This window comes from Haloarcula marina, assembly GCF_024218775.1.
Taxonomy (GTDB): domain Archaea; phylum Halobacteriota; class Halobacteria; order Halobacteriales; family Haloarculaceae; genus Haloarcula; species Haloarcula marina.
The window spans coordinates 1795155-1810258 of sequence record NZ_CP100404.1 but is presented as its reverse complement, the minus strand read 5'-3'; the positions used below and the strand labels follow the sequence as shown (position 1 = coordinate 1810258).

18 protein-coding genes and 2 tRNA genes are annotated in these 15104 nt (G+C 62.5%); 7 read left to right on the top strand and 13 right to left on the bottom strand.

The genetic code is table 11. The features are described 5' to 3' along the window. The 3 genes from NJQ44_RS09405 to NJQ44_RS09395 all read left to right on the top strand — a co-directional run bounded on the left by NJQ44_RS09405 (window position 1) and on the right by NJQ44_RS09395 (window position 3485). On the top strand, window positions 1-1356 hold the full coding sequence (locus NJQ44_RS09405) for an ATP-binding protein (RefSeq protein ID WP_254271089.1): 1356 nt from the start codon (window positions 1-3) through the stop codon (window positions 1354-1356). 192 nt (window positions 1357-1548) lie between these two features. Then, window positions 1549-1839 carry a hypothetical protein gene (locus tag NJQ44_RS09400; protein WP_254271088.1) on the top strand — a complete coding sequence of 97 codons (291 nt, stop codon included), beginning with the start codon at window positions 1549-1551 and terminating at the stop codon, window positions 1837-1839. 584 nt (window positions 1840-2423) lie between these two features. Beyond that, window positions 2424-3485 (top strand): carboxypeptidase-like regulatory domain-containing protein, encoded by a 1062-nt coding sequence (locus NJQ44_RS09395; protein ID WP_254271087.1) that lies wholly within the window; start codon window positions 2424-2426, stop codon window positions 3483-3485. A gap of 112 nt (window positions 3486-3597) precedes the next feature. Here the strand turns inward: NJQ44_RS09395 and NJQ44_RS09390 are convergent, their stop codons facing one another. From NJQ44_RS09390 to NJQ44_RS09380, 3 genes are all read right to left on the bottom strand, one after another. Next, window positions 3598-4551: a DUF4352 domain-containing protein gene (locus NJQ44_RS09390; protein ID WP_254271086.1), complete on the bottom strand. Its 954-nt coding sequence runs from the start codon at window positions 4549-4551 to the stop codon at window positions 3598-3600. Between the two features lie 504 nt (window positions 4552-5055). After that, complete coding sequence (locus tag NJQ44_RS09385) at window positions 5056-6714, bottom strand: DUF7845 domain-containing protein (protein WP_254271085.1); 1659 nt, start codon at window positions 6712-6714, stop codon at window positions 5056-5058. After that, window positions 6711-7241 (bottom strand): hypothetical protein, encoded by a 531-nt coding sequence (locus tag NJQ44_RS09380; RefSeq protein WP_254271084.1) that lies wholly within the window; start codon window positions 7239-7241, stop codon window positions 6711-6713. Before NJQ44_RS09380 ends, NJQ44_RS09385 begins: the two co-directional genes overlap by 4 nt. Before the next feature lie 85 nt (window positions 7242-7326). Between NJQ44_RS09380 and NJQ44_RS09375 the strand changes: the two genes are divergently transcribed. Next, window positions 7327-7482, top strand: a complete 156-nt coding sequence (locus tag NJQ44_RS09375) for a hypothetical protein (RefSeq protein ID WP_254271083.1) — start codon at window positions 7327-7329, stop codon at window positions 7480-7482. Window positions 7483-7489: 7 nt separating this feature from the next. On the opposite strand, the gene NJQ44_RS09370 is transcribed toward NJQ44_RS09375, so the two are convergent. The 6 genes from NJQ44_RS09370 to NJQ44_RS09345 all read right to left on the bottom strand — a co-directional run bounded on the left by NJQ44_RS09370 (window position 7490) and on the right by NJQ44_RS09345 (window position 10035). After that, entirely contained in the window at window positions 7490-7849 is a 360-nt protein-coding gene (locus NJQ44_RS09370) for a hypothetical protein (protein ID WP_254271082.1), read from the bottom strand. Between the two features lie 38 nt (window positions 7850-7887). Next, complete coding sequence (locus tag NJQ44_RS09365; RefSeq protein WP_254271081.1) at window positions 7888-8226, bottom strand: hypothetical protein; 339 nt, start codon at window positions 8224-8226, stop codon at window positions 7888-7890. Beyond that, the gene (locus NJQ44_RS09360; RefSeq protein WP_254271080.1) at window positions 8223-8429 is read right to left on the bottom strand and encodes a DUF7563 family protein; all 207 of its coding nucleotides are present in this window, start codon (window positions 8427-8429) and stop codon (window positions 8223-8225) included. Before NJQ44_RS09360 ends, NJQ44_RS09365 begins: the two co-directional genes overlap by 4 nt. 211 nt (window positions 8430-8640) lie before the next feature. Further along, a tRNA-Trp gene (locus NJQ44_RS09355) sits at window positions 8641-8821 on the bottom strand. Between the two features lie 54 nt (window positions 8822-8875). Next, window positions 8876-9103, bottom strand: coding sequence for a DUF5795 family protein (locus tag NJQ44_RS09350; RefSeq protein ID WP_254271079.1), 228 nt, complete (start codon window positions 9101-9103; stop codon window positions 8876-8878). Window positions 9104-9147: 44 nt separating this feature from the next. Continuing rightward, window positions 9148-10035, bottom strand: coding sequence for a DUF5794 domain-containing protein (locus tag NJQ44_RS09345; RefSeq protein ID WP_254271078.1), 888 nt, complete (start codon window positions 10033-10035; stop codon window positions 9148-9150). 370 nt (window positions 10036-10405) lie between these two features. Here NJQ44_RS09345 and guaB point away from each other — a divergent pair, with 370 nt between their 5' ends. Further along, complete coding sequence (guaB, locus tag NJQ44_RS09340) at window positions 10406-11890, top strand: IMP dehydrogenase (RefSeq protein WP_254271077.1); 1485 nt, start codon at window positions 10406-10408, stop codon at window positions 11888-11890. A gap of 33 nt (window positions 11891-11923) precedes the next feature. On the opposite strand, the gene NJQ44_RS09335 is transcribed toward guaB, so the two are convergent. Next, window positions 11924-12151 carry a hypothetical protein gene (locus NJQ44_RS09335; RefSeq protein ID WP_254271076.1) on the bottom strand — a complete coding sequence of 76 codons (228 nt, stop codon included), beginning with the start codon at window positions 12149-12151 and terminating at the stop codon, window positions 11924-11926. 95 nt (window positions 12152-12246) lie between these two features. Here NJQ44_RS09335 and NJQ44_RS09330 point away from each other — a divergent pair, with 95 nt between their 5' ends. Continuing rightward, window positions 12247-12687 (top strand): GNAT family N-acetyltransferase, encoded by a 441-nt coding sequence (locus tag NJQ44_RS09330; protein ID WP_254271075.1) that lies wholly within the window; start codon window positions 12247-12249, stop codon window positions 12685-12687. A 9-nt stretch (window positions 12688-12696) separates the two neighbouring features. Here NJQ44_RS09330 and NJQ44_RS09325 read toward each other — a convergent pair whose 3' ends face one another. Beyond that, the gene (locus tag NJQ44_RS09325) at window positions 12697-12945 is read right to left on the bottom strand and encodes a hypothetical protein (RefSeq protein WP_254271074.1); all 249 of its coding nucleotides are present in this window, start codon (window positions 12943-12945) and stop codon (window positions 12697-12699) included. A 124-nt stretch (window positions 12946-13069) separates the two neighbouring features. After that, window positions 13070-13143, bottom strand: a tRNA-Lys gene (locus NJQ44_RS09320). 198 nt (window positions 13144-13341) lie between these two features. Between NJQ44_RS09320 and NJQ44_RS09315 the strand changes: the two genes are divergently transcribed. Next, window positions 13342-14802 carry a DHH family phosphoesterase gene (locus NJQ44_RS09315; protein ID WP_254271073.1) on the top strand — a complete coding sequence of 487 codons (1461 nt, stop codon included), beginning with the start codon at window positions 13342-13344 and terminating at the stop codon, window positions 14800-14802. Here NJQ44_RS09315 and NJQ44_RS09310 read toward each other — a convergent pair. Continuing rightward, window positions 14799-15104: a PRC-barrel domain-containing protein gene (locus NJQ44_RS09310; protein WP_254271072.1), complete on the bottom strand. Its 306-nt coding sequence runs from the start codon at window positions 15102-15104 to the stop codon at window positions 14799-14801. The two genes, NJQ44_RS09315 and NJQ44_RS09310, sit on opposite strands and share 4 nt — an antisense overlap.

The following is a 15104-nucleotide window of genomic DNA, read 5'->3' as shown; positions in this document are numbered from 1 at the left end:
ATGAGTACGATAATCGACCCCAAAGCCGATACGCAGGCGAAGATACGCGAACAGCTACGAGAAGCCACTGAGCCACACGAGAAGTCGTGTCAGGCGCTCGGCAACGTCGAAGCGCCGAACCACAACGACGGCGAGGAGTTGCACCGACACTTCTCGATACCGCCGCTGCACAAGTACCTCGCGGCCGCCGAGCGGAACGACGCCGCGGTCGCGAAGTTCCCGCGGGCGTTCGTCGACGCGATCGTTCACACCGACGAACGCGACCTCGAACTTCTCGATGCGCTGGCGGGGAAGGTCGACTACGACTTTCGCGACCCGAACCCGTCCCACGAGGCACTTGAGAGATACCCGCGCTACCGAGCGAAAACGCTGGAGTGGATAGCCGACGACCCCGACCGCGTTCGAGACATACGCGCGGTGAAAGGCACGGACTTGTTCGTCCACGGCGAACCCGGCGGCGGCAAGAGTACGCTAGCGCTGTCGCAGGTTCTCTGGCGGATGGAAAACAACAACGAGACCTGCATTTGGGCGGAGTCAGTCGACGAGTCCGGTACGAACGAGCGGACTGAGTGGCTGGCGTTCGCGCCGTTCGCGACGCTCGCGATACCGGAAGGCATGGACACGCGTGTCCGTATCGTGCCCGAGGATGTGACCGTCGACGAGTTCGAGGTCCGCCCGGAGGCCATCGCCCGCGACGTGGTTCGCTACGAGTCCATACAGGACCTCGTCGGCCAGTTGATGCCGGGGCAGTTCTACGTCGTCTTTCCCGACCCGTTGCATCGGGGGTGTCGGGAGGTCTCGAAGTTCAACTACTTCGACTACCGCGAAGTGACGCCGGTCGACGAGGACGGGCCGAACCAGCCGACCGACGCCGACCAGTGGTGGTTTGCGTTCGTCGCCCACCGCATCTCGGGCGACACGTTTCCGCATCCGACGTTCATCAACTTCGACGAGGCCGGGAACCTGCTCGACCCCGACGCCGAGAAGGACGTTCACGAGCACTACGACAAACTCCGCTGGTTCCGGAACAAGTACGCCGACGCTCGGAAGAAACGCGTCTCGTTCGGCTATCAGGCCCACGCACTCTCTGAGGTCCACCAGTTCGGCCGACAGAAAATCCGCTGGCGGCTCACGATGAACGGGAACAAGCCGCCCATCGGCCGGACGCTTCCTGGCGACCGCTCGTGTCCGCTGAAGTCCGACCTCACCTCAGACATGGATGCGGGCGAGGGCGTCATCTGGAAAGCGCCGCACTTCGCGCCCATCAAGTGGCCGAATCTGAAGGCACAGGCGAAACTCGACGCCGAGGTCAGCATCGACTTTCGCAATTGGCAGGAGGCGGTCGGCGGTGTCTGAAACGAAGCTCATTCGCTCAGAAAAATTTAAAAAATCTGAGCGGATTCGGCCACGGGGTCGCTTCGACGAATCGGGGTCGAGCGACCGCCTCGCGCCGGTCGAGATTTCGCCTTCACACGCGCGCGTGCTTCAGATAGGACACGAGGGGGTCCCCCCGCGCGGACACACGCAGTTCTGCGGAGGTGCGCCCGCGTGATAGTCGTCTACGAACTCGTCCGTGCGGCCGCCGAGGTGGTCGCGCCGTTCGTCGGCGTCGAGGGCGCACTCGTCTCGGCACTGGCGGCGACCGCTGTCGGCCTCTACTACGCGAGAGAGGCCGCGGGCCTGCTGGTCGTCGTCGCTCGCTGGCTCCGTATCGCCTCGTTCGTCGTCGGCGCTGTCGCGGTCGTGCTGGCCGTCGGGACGTACGTCGGCGTCGTCGACCTCTCGGGCGGCTCGCTGGTCGCACAGGCACTCAACCAGATTTCGGAGGTAGTTCACTAGTGAGACAACCACTTCAAACTGCGAAAGTCGCACTGTTAGCCGCCCTACTGGTTGCATCCACGGTCCCCATGGCCGTCGGTGCGCCGACTGGTGGAGATTCCTTAGAGAGTTTCGAGGACTCGGTTAGCTGGTATTCCACGCCCGGCGGCAGATATGACGTAAACTCCGCTCCAGCGACGGAAGGGTCTGATTCGCTCCACTGGCAATATGACACCACTTCAGATAGTGGTGTACTCAATCTCCCACAGGGTCAATACACATCTGTCTCATACGATGTGTATTTCAAGAGCTTAGGCCCGTATGTGAACGGTATCGGGCAGTTCGGAGATACTTCGTCGGCAGACGATATAGCCGGACTCTCGAAAGATGGCGGTGTTATCTATTTCCAGAACGAGCAAAGTTACGAATCTGCTACATTTAATCCTGAAATGGACAAATGGTACACAATTCGGATAGCAAATATTGATTATACGAACAACACGGCAGATTACCAGATATGGGCGCACGATGGAGAATTGTTGTTTGAAGAAACGAGCAAGCCCTTTACGTTGAATCAAATCACGTCGTTGCAAACGGCGGGTCCCGTGGAAGCCGAGTACTTCTTAGATAACATCCGGGCGGAGACAGAGACGAAAAGCGAGGTCTCGGGCCGTGTCCTCGACGAGACCGGCGACCCACTCTCCGGCGTCAACGTCTCAACCGGGACCGGCGTCTCGACGACGACGAACGCGACGGGCTACTACTCGCTGTCGTTGAACGACGGTAATTACACGATTACGGCCGACTCCTCGGAGTACGGCAAAGCGTCGACGGACATCGAGGTTGCCGGGAGCGCCGCCTCGGGCGTCGACTTCTCGTACGGCTACGAGATGGCGTTCACACTGGAAGACCGGACGAACGCGACCATATTCGAGGACGAGGACCCGCGCCTGACTGTCTACGGAGAGGACGGAACACTGACGACGAGCTCGTTCAACCACAACGGCCGGGCGTTCGTCGGCATGGTCGACGGTCGCACCTACAACCTCACAGTGACGAGCGATTATCCGGCGGTGTGGGACACGTACGGTTTCATCGCCGTCGAGTCCATCCGCGAGGGGCCGCTCGTCATGGAGTCCGACCTGTGGGACGAGACGACCAGTCTCGGAACGCCAGCCGCGCCGACCGCGACCGGCGAGACGACCCCGACGCTCGACGAGCGGTTAGACGTGCGGTTCGCCGAACTCGAAGAGGACGACGGAACGTCGGTCACTGTCCGGTCTCCGGAGCCGGTCACCCGTGTCAACTACACGATTCGCGACGAGAACGGCACGGCGCTGTTCAACCAGACGCGCGAGTTCGACGAAGCGACGCGGTACTATCAGGCGCTCTTGAACGACAGCGTGACGAGCAACGCCTCGGATGTGGACGACTCGATGATGACGTACTCGGGCGAGTACGCGAACGGGTCGACGTTCAACGGGACGACGGACCTCTCGGCGTCGTTCGGGACTGGCGGAGCGTTCGGCGGCCCGACCGGGTCGGGTGGCGGGGCGTCGACGGGCGGCGTCGTGCTGTTGGCGGGCGGCGCGGCGGTCGCGGCGTATCGCTACCGGCGACCGCTCATCAACGCGGCGTCGAGTGCGGTCGGGAGGCTCTCGGGATGAGCGGGCCGTCGACGTGCCGCTCGTCGCCTGCGTACGATGTGCCTCAATGTCCGAACGCTGGTGTCCGGCGTGTGGACGTCTGAGAGACTGATATTGAGCAACCGTTGGCGTACTATCGAAGTTGCCAGAAAGTCTTGTCACCGTCGGCGAAAACTGAAAATTCGAATGTCCAATATAGCTTTCCACTTTGAGGGACTTCGTAGGCGATTCTTCCACGGCGGGACTCCCCATCAGGAATTGGTGAACCTTGTGAGAAGTCACGGTCTAGCTGTGAGGTGGCAGAAAGGCTTTGTGAGTAGTTGAAGCCCTGATCGTCTTTCGCGCCCATCTGAAGGAGTGTTGAAACAGACTGCTCTTCGCCGGTTTCGTTTGTAACAGAAATGTCAATGATAGCAAACGTGTTCCCGTCTTCTGCGTTTGCACCGAATTCTCCCCCAACCTGTGTAGAGTATTCCACGCCGTTGACCGTCGTAGTTGTTCCCTGGAATTCGATAGCGTCGCCGATGCCGTATATCTGGACCTGAAGATTCTGCGTTAGGTCATCAATTGGTGAATCTTCCTGAGAGAGATCAATGAAGACTTGCTCAAAATTGGTGAACGAGAACACTTCGAAATCGAATAGAAGTCTGAGTCCAGAGGATTCCTTTGGTACTTCGAACACAACATCCCCACGTGAGACTTCTCCAGGTGCTAACTGACCGTTCTGAAATGAGCTACCGGTAACAGCCAAAGTCGGATCATAGTTGAAATCCTCGTTGTCACTTAGTGTAGTCTGGAGGAAGCCGCTGAAATCTGCAAAGCGGTCACTGGTCGTATTCTTCACGGCAAGCCGAATAACTACGAAAGTGTTACCGGGGTCTGCCTGCTGAAACTCTCCTATTTCTGTCGTACGAGACACGTTTCGCACGACCATGCTGAGCCTCTCGCCCTCAACAACTTCTCCAATGATTGCTTCCGCGGTTGCTGGCTCCGATTCCTGTGTCGCTGTTTCAGTTCCCTCCTCTGTCGCTGTACTAGTCTCTTCCTCGGCCGTGCTATCAGTCTCTCTCGGCGTATCGGTACTCACCTGTTGAGGCTCACTATTGTCACTGCTGCAACCAGCGAGCAAGGTCATTCCTGCACCCAACAAACCAAGCAGATTCCTCCGTCTCATTATGACCTCTACAAATGCAATCCACTAAACATTTTACACTGTCATTATCTCTAGGTAGATCCAGTACAAATCCAGATGGAATCACATGGGCCGGTATTCAGAATGGGGTGTTTGAAAGGTAAGTAAGTGTAATCTGGAGTTCTGCAATAGCAGCTGTAGAATTCAAGATCCGGTAGTATTGCGGTCCGTGGTGCGTTGCGGGTGCGGCCCGACCAAAGGGAGGGGCGCGTATTTGGATTGTGTACCGTTCGGTACACTACCTAAGGGTGCCTTGCCCACCAGGTGCGAAAGAGAACGCGACGGCCGCCGCTGGCGGGGTGGGCGACCGGGAAAATTACGGCCCGTAACCGGCTGGAACGCGATTGGTATATTAACTAAACCGACCGCTGGACAGTGATGCCTCTCTGTTGGAGCCGCTTACCAGATGGGTCGGTCCACGTTGTGCTTACCGAGGAACCGCCCGTCGACGACGACGCGGCGGTCGCGTCGAACATCTCCATCGAGACCTTTCCAGTCGATGAGCGCGTCCTCGAAGCGGTCGGTCGGCAGTGGCGACGCCTCCGCGGCGTCGAGGCCGGAGCGGAGTATCTTCAGGATATCCTGTAGACTGACCGGTTTTCGTAGCTCCATCTCCAGTGGGTCGCTCGTCGAGTGGATAACGATACCGTGGCGGTTCGCCCACCGTTCGAGCGCCGACGGTTCGCCGTCATCGCGGCGAGAGAACGGCGAGGCACGGTCGGCGACGCGGCGGAGTGCGTCGGTCGTCGCGTCTTTCGTGGCCTGCCAGCGCTCGGCGACCTCGCGAATCTGGTCGCGAACGATACCGTCGCGGAATCGGACCATGCCGTTGTCGACCTCGATGATGTCACCGAACTTCTCGGCCGCGCGATACACCGTCGACGCCGATTTCCCGGCGTCCTCGGCAACCGCTTGATAGTGGCGACCGCCGCCGTCGGTCATCGCGACCAGGACGTCCCACGCGCCTTCCGTCGTCTCCGGACCAGCGAGTTGGTCGAGCGCATCGGCCCGTTCCTGCTGTTCGAGGTCAGGCATCGGGTTCGGATACACGTCGACAGCGTCGTCGGCCTCAACCGGTTCGAAATACGGGTCCTCGACCCACACGTCAGACTCCGGCGAGAAGTCGACGCCCGCCCAGTGGAGCGCGTTCACGATCGTTTGGCGGAACTCCGCAACCGCCGACTCGTAGCCCTGCCACTGAATCGCGGACTCGCCATTTGGGTAGTAGTCAGACCAGTACTGACATTCGATTTTGTGGTGATAGAGCGGGTCGTCACCCGTGTCCTCTGACCGAACCCATTTCGGTTGATACGCCTTCAGCCGCTTCGCGAGCGTCTGGTCGGGGAGAAGCCGCTGCCAGTTATTTGGTGACAGCGCGACAGCTTCATAGTGGGCTTTCACCTTCTCGTGGTCCCACTTGTGCTCGCCGCGACCGCGACCGTTCGAGAACTGCGCGAGGTGTTCGAGTACGCCGCCTTTCCCGCCGATACGCCCGGTCGCGACCTCGCGGAGGATGCGTCCGTACAGTTCGAGTGCGTAGATAGACGACCACTCGTGAGCGTCGACGAAGTATCCCGCGTCGATAGAGAGGTGCGACGCGAGCGACTGGAGCAACCCAAGCACCTGGAACTGCGAGAGATTCGTCGATTCGACCTGAACGCGGATGGATTCGGGGCACTGCGTCGGCATCCCACCGATGAGTTCGCCCGTCTCGACGTGCTTCGCTTCTGGAAACCCCGGTCGGAACGTGAAGTCCGCACCGAGTTCGTCGTTCTCGTCGTTCGCAGCATACACGCCGAGTTTGTACTCGTTCATCGCGCCGTCGAACGTGGCCGAAGGTGGGGTCTCTATCTTGCCGGTCCAATGCGTCGAGCGGACGACATCGTACTCCGTACCGTCGAACACGAACGTCTCCTCGCGGTCTTCGAGGTCGGGTTCGTACTGACTGACCACCGCCCAGTACGGAGAGAGACCACCCTCGTCGAACACAAGATTCGCACCGATGCGGTGTGGCTGGAGGTCGATGACCTCCTCGATGCTCGTCGAGACACCGGTCATCGCTCCTCACCGCCGTCGGTGGCATACTTGCCGAGCGTCGCGGTCTCTGTCTCCGGCGTCGTCTCATTCGTGTCGACACTGTCGGGCGACCACCCTTCCGTCAGCCGGGCACGCTCCTTCGCGTCACGTTCACGAAGGTCGGCGGCGGTCACGAACCCGTCGGCTTGACAGCATTCACAGGACTCGCGTGGTCCGAACGGGAGTCGGTCGGGACGCTCGCCCTGGAGGCGGAGTGTCTCCTCGCGCTGATCGAGGCGTTGCATAATCGCCGCCCGTGGCTGGTCGAGCGGGTTTCGGGCCTCGTCGGCGTAGCGCTCGTTCGCGAGTCGCTTCTCGACGGCACGCCACACTGTAATCCGTTCGAGACTGTCGATGCCGTTGATGAGTGAGAAGACGAGTTGCTTCCGCCCGGCGTTCCCCATGAGGTCGGCGTCCAACCAGCGGGCGGGGTCCTCGCCGACCTGTTCCAGGAGTTTTGGACAGCGCATCCGCTCGCGGCGGTCGCCTGCCTGCGTCGCCGACGGCATTACGCACCGTCACCTCCCCCACGAATCCCGGGGCATGGGAGTGACCGATATTCCTTTAGCGAGCGGCGGTGACACAGTTCGAGTAATGGTCCTCGACCTGCTCTTCCCGGCCCTGATTGGATTCGTCTTCGTGATGGCCGCCGCGTATGCTGGTACGCTCCGTGCGTTGGAGATATACTTCGACCCAGAGCAAGACAGCATCTTCCTCTCGGATGACTACGACGCACCGAATCGCCGATAACGACCATCTATCGCTCCCCTCCAAGGTCGTTGACCGCGCGAAACAGTCGTGCAGAGTCCTTCCCTGTCGAGCACTGTGGGCAGAGAGCCTCCGTCTCCAGTTCGCCCGTGTCGGGTTGGCTGGGCGGGAGGTAGCGCCTGCGCTTGTTCGTCGACGTCTCGTCCGCGCATCCGTCACATTCGAAGGTTTCCTGACCGCCGTCGGCGATGAGGCGTCCGTCGTTGAGGTCCAGAAGCTCGTGGAGTGAGCGGTCGCGGTTCAATCGCTCCCACTTGTAGCCGCCGTAGAGACAGCCGACGAACCACCCCAGGAAGACATAGACGAGGACGATACTGGCTGCCTCGCCGCCCGTCGGGTACAGCGTCATCGCGACACCTCTCGGTCAGCTAACATCGTGTCCAGCATCTACGCATCACCGCCCGTCGGCGAGTGCTGTCGGTCCCATTCGAACTGGTGGGCGACCTCTACCTCGTCGTTCAGCAGTCGCGAGGCGAGCGTCCGGTCGGGATTGTCGGTCCCGAACATGGATGTATCGGCCTCTTTCCCAGTGTCGACGCTCCGATGGAGTTTCCCACTCGAGAACCGGCCCAAGAGGAACGTCTCGACCCCAAACCTGGCGACGCTGTCCTCGCCGTTGGGGAAACACTGCCCGCAGTACTCGTGCCCGTCGACGCGGCGGGAGTCCGTTGAACAGGTGAGCCACTTCCCTTGCGTGAGACATGGCGTTTCGAGCGTCGGCGTCACTCTGACTCACCCCCGTCACGGGCGACACTCCGAGCGTCAGCGTCGGTGCGGACGATGTAGCTCGAAGAAACGCCAGCGGCGTCACGCTCTCGCGTCGCCGGGCTCGTGCAGTTGGGGCAACCGTGGAGGTCGCCGTCGTTGCCCTTCCGCGTGCGGTAATAGGTCGGCGAGACGTGTGCCCCGCAGTGGTCGCACGAGGGCATCAGGGCCGACACCTCCGGCCGTCGTCGGTTGCTGGACAGCGTTGCTCGTTGCCCTGTTCGATGACCTCGCCACAGAGGTCACAGATGAGTGGGAGCCCCGCTACAGAACGCTGATCGAGGCTCATTCAGCACACCCCCAAATAGGGGTAGAATCATCTCTGAAGCGGTGGGGAGAAAGCGGCAGAACGTGCCGCTTTACTTTTATACGGTATGGGGTCGGAGGGATTTGAACCCCCGATCGGCTGATATCTCCGTCCTGTGCCTCGGAACTCCAGAGGGTCATCGTCGCGAACCGATGATCAGTCGGTCGCTCAGTATATCAGCCCTTGGAGTTTCGTCCCAGGCACGTGGCCTCTGGAGTCAGCCGCCTTCCCGGACTAGGCCACGACCCCGCACTCCGGCGTAAGCCGAGTTGCATTAAAGGGATTTCGATTGCCGGACGGCGGTTACTCCCGGTCGGTGTCTGACCAGTCACACTCTTGGCACTTGTAGCCAGTGACGAACTCCAGCGCGGAGGGCATGTAGCCGACGGAGATGACGTTCTCGCCGCATTCAGGGCAGTCCATCTCGGCGTCGGTTATCGGTTCTGCGTCCATCACGCTCTCGCCTTCGATGAGTTCGGCGAGGCTCTGAGGGGTTTGCATCCGCCCTTGCACTACGCGGTTGTCGGCCATACAGGAGTGCGTCGCGTGAGACGCCTAAACGTTGCCCCTTAGCGTCAGAGCCACGGGGCGCGTTCCTCGTCGGGGTCGTACTCGACGGTTGCGCCGTCGTCGGTTCGCTCGTCGGCCGCGACGCCCTGTGAAGCCCCGCCGTCGGCGAACGCCGCGGTCAGGTCCACGGCGTCGGGGTGGTACTCGGTGTGGCGCTCGCGGGCGTTGTCAGGGTCGAACGAGAGGAGGCCGGTGACGGCGAGGACGGCCAGCGCGACGGGGGCCGTCGTGGGCATCAGGCCGAGAACGGAGAGGGCGAGGATGCCCAGCGCGACGGCGCTCCCGAAGCGGAAGCGGTCGATGTCGACAGCGTTACGGAGCCACGGGCTTGCGAGGGCGACCACGAGGGCGAAGGCGACGCCGATACCCGCCGTCGCCGCGGCGCGGGCCAGCGTCGCGGGTTCGAGCGCGACGACGAAGGACGCGCCGCTCGGGTCCACGCTCGCGAGGAGGCCGAGGCCGACGATGATGGCCGGGCGTGGCAGTATCTCGCCGATGCGGGCGCTCGCGGTCTGGGCCGCGATGGCCATGATGACGATACCCGCAAAGCGCTCGAAGACGGCGAGGTCCACGACGCCCGCGATGGTCGGGGCGACGGCCGCTTCGAGGACGGCGATGGGAATCAGTCCAGCGCCGATGAGGAGGACGGTTCGGGCCTGTTCACGGGGGCCGCCCTCCATCTCGGCGAGGACGACGGCGACCATCGCGGACCCCCCGAAGACGAGTAGGCCCACTTCGAGCATGCCGGTCCACGTCGTCAGCGCCCCAGCGAGGACGAGGACGGGGAAGATACCGTCGACTAACGGGAGACCCATGACGGTCGCGAGCAGTCGCCCGCCGCGACCGACCTGTCGCTCGAAGTCGAGTGCTACCGGGTGTCTGGAGCTACTCATGTCCGGTTACGGACGGGGATACCCCTGTTCCCGACGGGTGGCTTCCGTGCCGTCTCGACGGCGTCCTGCCCGCGGGAAGGTCCACTTCCCGAAACCCACCGAAAATGTCTTCTGAGCCGCCGAGAAGCACGTCGCTTGCTGACCGGTGGCCGCGCTGGTAGGTTCGGGGTGGCGCATATCTATAACTATTCCTCATTGCAGTATAAACGTTGTGTGAGAATGGGGACCACACGCCGCGAACCGTGTGAATTCGGCGCATAAACTGGACGGGTGTCCCGCTGACCGTCGAAATTCCGGACACGCTGTGCCACCACACACCAGAGCGATGCCGTCTCGCAACGTTTTTGCCCGGCGGTCATGGACGACTTACATGGCGAACGATTCCGAGCCTTTCTCCGAGAAACTCCGCGTCCCGGAAGCGTTGACCTTCGACGACGTACTCCTGCGACCGAAGGAGTCGCGCGTCGAACCCGACGAGGCCGACACCGGCACACGCGTCTCGAAGAGCGTCAGTCTCAACGTCCCGGTGCTGACCGCGGCGATGGACACCGTCACCGAGAGCGACATGGCTATCGCGATGGCCCGGCAGGGCGGACTCGGCGTCCTCCACCGCAACATGGACGCCGAGGAGATGGCGGCCGAAATCGAGCGCGTCAAGCGCGCAGACGAACTCATCATCCGCGACGTCGTCACGGCCAGCCCCCAACAGACGGTCAAGGAAGTCGACGAGATGATGGAGCGCCGCGGCGTCTCCGGCGCGCCCGTCGTCGACGAGGAGAGCGGCGAAGTGCTGGGTATCATCTCGGGCACCGACATCCGGCCGTACCTCGAAGTCGGCGAGTCCGACGCCGTCACCGAGGCCATGACCGACGAAGTGGTCACGGCCCCCGAAGACGTGACGCCGCGGGAAGCGCTCGAACTGATGTACGACCACAAGATTGAGCGCGTCCCCATCGTCGACCAGGAGAACCGACTCGTCGGTCTCGTGACGATGAAGGGCGTCCTCCAGCGCCGCGAGTACGACGAGGCCGCCCGCGACGAGAACGGAAAGCTCCGGGTCGGGGCCGCCGTCGGCCCGTTCGAGGTGGGCCGTGCCCAGACCGCCGCCGACGCTGGCGCGGACATCCTGTTCATCGACTGCGCCCACGCGCACAACGCGAACGTCATCGACAGCGCCCGCGAAATCAAAGCCGAAGTCGACGCCGACGTGGTCGTCGGCAACATCGGCACCCGGGAGGCCGCCGAGGCCGTCGTCGACTTCGCCGACGGCGTGAAGGTCGGTATCGGTCCCGGCTCCATCTGTACCACGCGCGTCGTCACTGGCGCGGGGATGCCCCAGATTACGGCCGTCTCGCAGGTTGCCGACGTGGCGAGCCAACACGACGTGCCGGTCATCGCCGACGGCGGGATTCGGTACTCCGGCGACGCCATCAAGGCCATCGCCGCGGGGGCCGACGCGGTGATGCTCGGGTCGTACTTCGCCGGGACCGACGAAGCACCGGGTCGCGTCATCACCATGAACGGCAAGAAGTACAAGCAGTACCGCGGCATGGGGAGCGTCGGCGCGATGAACGAAGGCGGCGGCGAGCGCTACCTCAAGGAAGACGACGAGAACGAGGAGTACGTCCCCGAGGGCGTCGAGGCCGCGACGCCGTACAAGGGGTCGCTCGCCTCCGAACTCCACCAACTCGTCGGCGGGATGCAGTCCGGCATGGGCTACGTCGGCGCCGAGACGATTCCGGAGTTCAAGGAACGCGCCGAGTTCGTCCGCGTCTCCGCGGCGGGCCAGCAGGAGAGCCACCCGCACGACGTGATGATTACGGACGAAGCGCCGAACTACAGCCCCGAGAGCTAATCGCCGCCGCTCGGCGGGTCGCTCGGGATTCTCTCAGTCGTAGTAGTCGTCGTCCAGGGGCAGGTCCACGTCGACCTCCCGCACCGACTCGACCGGCGCGGCCAGCGCCAACGTCGTGCTACACTCGGGACACACCGTAGCGACTTCCACGACCAGTCGGCCGTCGTCGTCGTCGTGGATAGCGAGCACGTCGGCGTCCGAGGGATACAGGTACTCGGCCGACACGTCGTGCTCGTGGTCGCTGACGTACTCGTGGGACATACAGGGGAGTGTACTCTGCCCGACACATAGATAGTTTCGGGCGGTGGTCGGGCCCGGAACGCAAGATACTCCGCGCCGACCGGCCAACGACCCCCATGGAATCGTACGACTGCCGCGTCGGTGACGACGCCGAACTCGGCGACCTAGCGCGGCGCGTCCGCCGGACGGTGTTCATCGAGGAACAGGGCGTCCCGGAGGCGGTGGAGATGGACGATAAGGACGGCGTGGCCACGCACGTCGTCGTCACCGACGGCGAGACACCGGTGGCGACGGCCCGGTTTCGCCTCGTCGACGATGCGACGGCCAAGGTCGAACGGGTCGCGGTCCTCGCGGACTATCGCGGCGAGGGCCTCGGTGTGCGGGTGATGGAAACGGCGGAGGAACGCGCCCGAGAACGGGGGGCGACGAAAGCGAAACTCCACGGGCAGACGCACGTTCGCGGGTTCTACGAGTCACTGGGCTACGAAGTCGTCGGCGAGACGTTCGAAGAAGCGGGGATTCCGCACGTCGCGATGGCCAAGCAACTGGACCACTGAGGCCGCCGTTCACTTCCGAACGACGAGGGCGTAAACGGCGACCACGATGAGGCCGGGAATCAGGCCGATGAAGAACCCGAGCGCCGTCAGGACCGTCCAGATGATGGCGTTGTCGTCGCCGCGTCTCGTCGCGTCCTTGTACACCCAGTAGGTCGCGAGGATGGACCCCACGAGTATCGCGAGACCGATGACCAATACGACCAGTACGATGATGAGTTCGGCGCCGCCGGGCAACTGCAACAGTGGGAGGGCAGGCATAGTCGGCCGTTCACGAGGCGGGCATAAATCTGTTTCCCGGGAACGTGTCAGATATTGCTTCGATTATAACCACGGTTACTCGGTTTGAAACCGCTTCGCTACCCAGTAGCGTCCTCGTGGAAAACGGGCCGGAAGGGATTTGAACCCTCGACCGACGGCTTAAGAGGCCGTCGCTCTGCCAGACTGAGCTACCGGCCCAGCGAATGTTTCTTGCGGAGGGGTTTGTAAATACGTTTCCTTTCGAGCCGAGAAATTCGCGTGACGGTAGCACGACTGACACCCTGAATCGACGGTCGAGGGTAACTGAGGGGGTGTGCCGACCAGCCACGTCACGGGTTGTACAGACCGTACGGGAGACGGTGTGATATAAGTATATCGCACCCACAGACAAACCCAATGAGTGCAGCCAGCGGCATCACGATGGCCTCGATGTCGACGTACGCTATCTTGGGATGCGGGAGTGTGGGCCACGCCGTGGCCGAAGAACTGGTCGAGGAGGGCAAGGACGTGCTCATCCTCGACGCCGACGAGGGTCGCGTCGAAGCGTTGCGCGACCAGGACCTGAACGCCCAGCAAGCCGATATCTCCGAAGAACACGTCGTCGAGACGGTCAGCGAACGCGACGTGGTCCTCATCATGTCCCCGGACGTGAACGCGAACGCCGAAGCCGTTCGGAACATCCGGGCCGCCGGCGGCGACCAGTTCATCGTCGCTCGGGCGGACGACCCGGTATCGGCAGACGAACTGACTGACTTGGGGGCCGACGTGGTGATCAATCCCTCCGCGGTCATCGCCGACTCGGCGCTTCGCGCGCTGGAGACGGGCGAACTGGAGTACAAGGCCTCGCAGTTGAGCGACGTTATCGACGCCACGGAGGAGCGCATGGCTATCCTCATCCAGCGCTCGCCCGACCCAGACTCCATCGCGTCCGCGGCCGCGCTCCGGGCCATCGCCGATAGCCGGGACGTCGAGGCCGACATCATCTACGAGGGAGAAATCGGCCATCAGGAGAACCGCGCGTTCGTGAATCTGCTGGGTATCGAGCTGTCGGCGCGCGAATCAGTCGACCTCGACGACTACGATACGTTCGCCTTGGTCGACGTGGCCAAGGGCGGGGAACCGGTACTCGACCGTGTCGACGTCATCATCGACCACTACGAGCACGAACACGAACACGACGCGACGTTCTCGGACATCCGACCGAACGTCTCGGCCACCTCGACGATTCTCACGAAGTACATTCAGGAACTCGACCTCTCGCTCGACCAGACCGTCGCGACGGCGCTACTGTACGGCATTCGGGCCGAGACGCTGGACTTCAAGCGCGACACCACCCCGGCGGACCTGACCGCGGCGGCGTACCTCTATCCGTTCGCCGACCACGACACGCTGGAACAGGTCGAATCGCCGTCGATGAGTCCCGAGACGCTGGACGTTCTCGCCGAGGCCATCCGCAACCGGGAGGTACAGGGCAGTCACCTCGTTTCGAACGCCGGGTTCATTCGCGACCGGGACGCGCTCTCGCAGGCCGCCCAGCACCTCCTCAACCTCGAAGGCATCACGACGACGGCGGTGTTCGCTATCGCCGACGACACCATCTACCTCGCCGCCCGGTCGAAGGACATCCGCATGAACATCGGGAAGGTCCTCTCGGACGCCTTCGGCGGGATGGGCGAGACGGCCGGACACTCGACGGACGCGAGCGTAGAGATACCGCTCGGCATCTTCACCGGGTTGGAGACGAACGACGACAACCGGGATACGCTGTTAGAACTGACCGAAGAAGCCGTCAAACGGAAACTGTTCGAGGCGATGGGTGTCGACAGTTCCAGCGGCGAGAGTGCGAACGGGAACTAGGCCGGGACTTCTTCTTCGTCCTCGTCGGTCTCCGGGCGGCGCAGTCGCTCGACGATGTCGTTGACGATGACCACGTCGCCGACTGCCTGCACCCAGCGGTACGGGAGGATGACGCCGCGGGAGGACTGCACGTCCGCACCGAACAGTTCGCTGTTCAGTTGGTGGAGGGCGAGACCAGTGACGGATTGCTTGTCGAGGTCCAGTCGGATGTCCTCGACTTCGCCGACGAACACGCCGTTGTTCGAGTACACCTCTCGCCCGACGAGCGTGGTAATCTCCTGTGGAATACTCTCTTTATCCAT

What these genes read in the sequence shown, in the direction of transcription:
- NJQ44_RS09405 (WP_254271089.1), top strand. Translation starts at nt 1, where the DNA reads ATGAGTACGATAATCGACCCCAAAGCCGATACGCAGGCGAAGATACGC.
- NJQ44_RS09385 (WP_254271085.1), bottom strand. Translation starts at nt 6,714, where the DNA reads ATGACCGGTGTCTCGACGAGCATCGAGGAGGTCATCGACCTCCAGCCA.
- NJQ44_RS09380 (WP_254271084.1), bottom strand. Translation starts at nt 7,241, where the DNA reads ATGCCGTCGGCGACGCAGGCAGGCGACCGCCGCGAGCGGATGCGCTGT.
- NJQ44_RS09375 (WP_254271083.1), top strand. Translation starts at nt 7,327, where the DNA reads ATGGTCCTCGACCTGCTCTTCCCGGCCCTGATTGGATTCGTCTTCGTG.
- NJQ44_RS09370 (WP_254271082.1), bottom strand. Translation starts at nt 7,849, where the DNA reads ATGACGCTGTACCCGACGGGCGGCGAGGCAGCCAGTATCGTCCTCGTC.
- NJQ44_RS09360 (WP_254271080.1), bottom strand. Translation starts at nt 8,429, where the DNA reads ATGCCCTCGTGCGACCACTGCGGGGCACACGTCTCGCCGACCTATTAC.
- NJQ44_RS09350 (WP_254271079.1), bottom strand. Translation starts at nt 9,103, where the DNA reads ATGGCCGACAACCGCGTAGTGCAAGGGCGGATGCAAACCCCTCAGAGC.
- NJQ44_RS09345 (WP_254271078.1), bottom strand. Translation starts at nt 10,035, where the DNA reads ATGAGTAGCTCCAGACACCCGGTAGCACTCGACTTCGAGCGACAGGTC.
- guaB (WP_254271077.1), top strand. Translation starts at nt 10,406, where the DNA reads ATGGCGAACGATTCCGAGCCTTTCTCCGAGAAACTCCGCGTCCCGGAA.
- NJQ44_RS09335 (WP_254271076.1), bottom strand. Translation starts at nt 12,151, where the DNA reads ATGTCCCACGAGTACGTCAGCGACCACGAGCACGACGTGTCGGCCGAG.
- NJQ44_RS09330 (WP_254271075.1), top strand. Translation starts at nt 12,247, where the DNA reads ATGGAATCGTACGACTGCCGCGTCGGTGACGACGCCGAACTCGGCGAC.
- NJQ44_RS09325 (WP_254271074.1), bottom strand. Translation starts at nt 12,945, where the DNA reads ATGCCTGCCCTCCCACTGTTGCAGTTGCCCGGCGGCGCCGAACTCATC.
- NJQ44_RS09315 (WP_254271073.1), top strand. Translation starts at nt 13,342, where the DNA reads ATGAGTGCAGCCAGCGGCATCACGATGGCCTCGATGTCGACGTACGCT.
- NJQ44_RS09310 (WP_254271072.1), bottom strand. Translation starts at nt 15,104, where the DNA reads ATGGATAAAGAGAGTATTCCACAGGAGATTACCACGCTCGTCGGGCGA.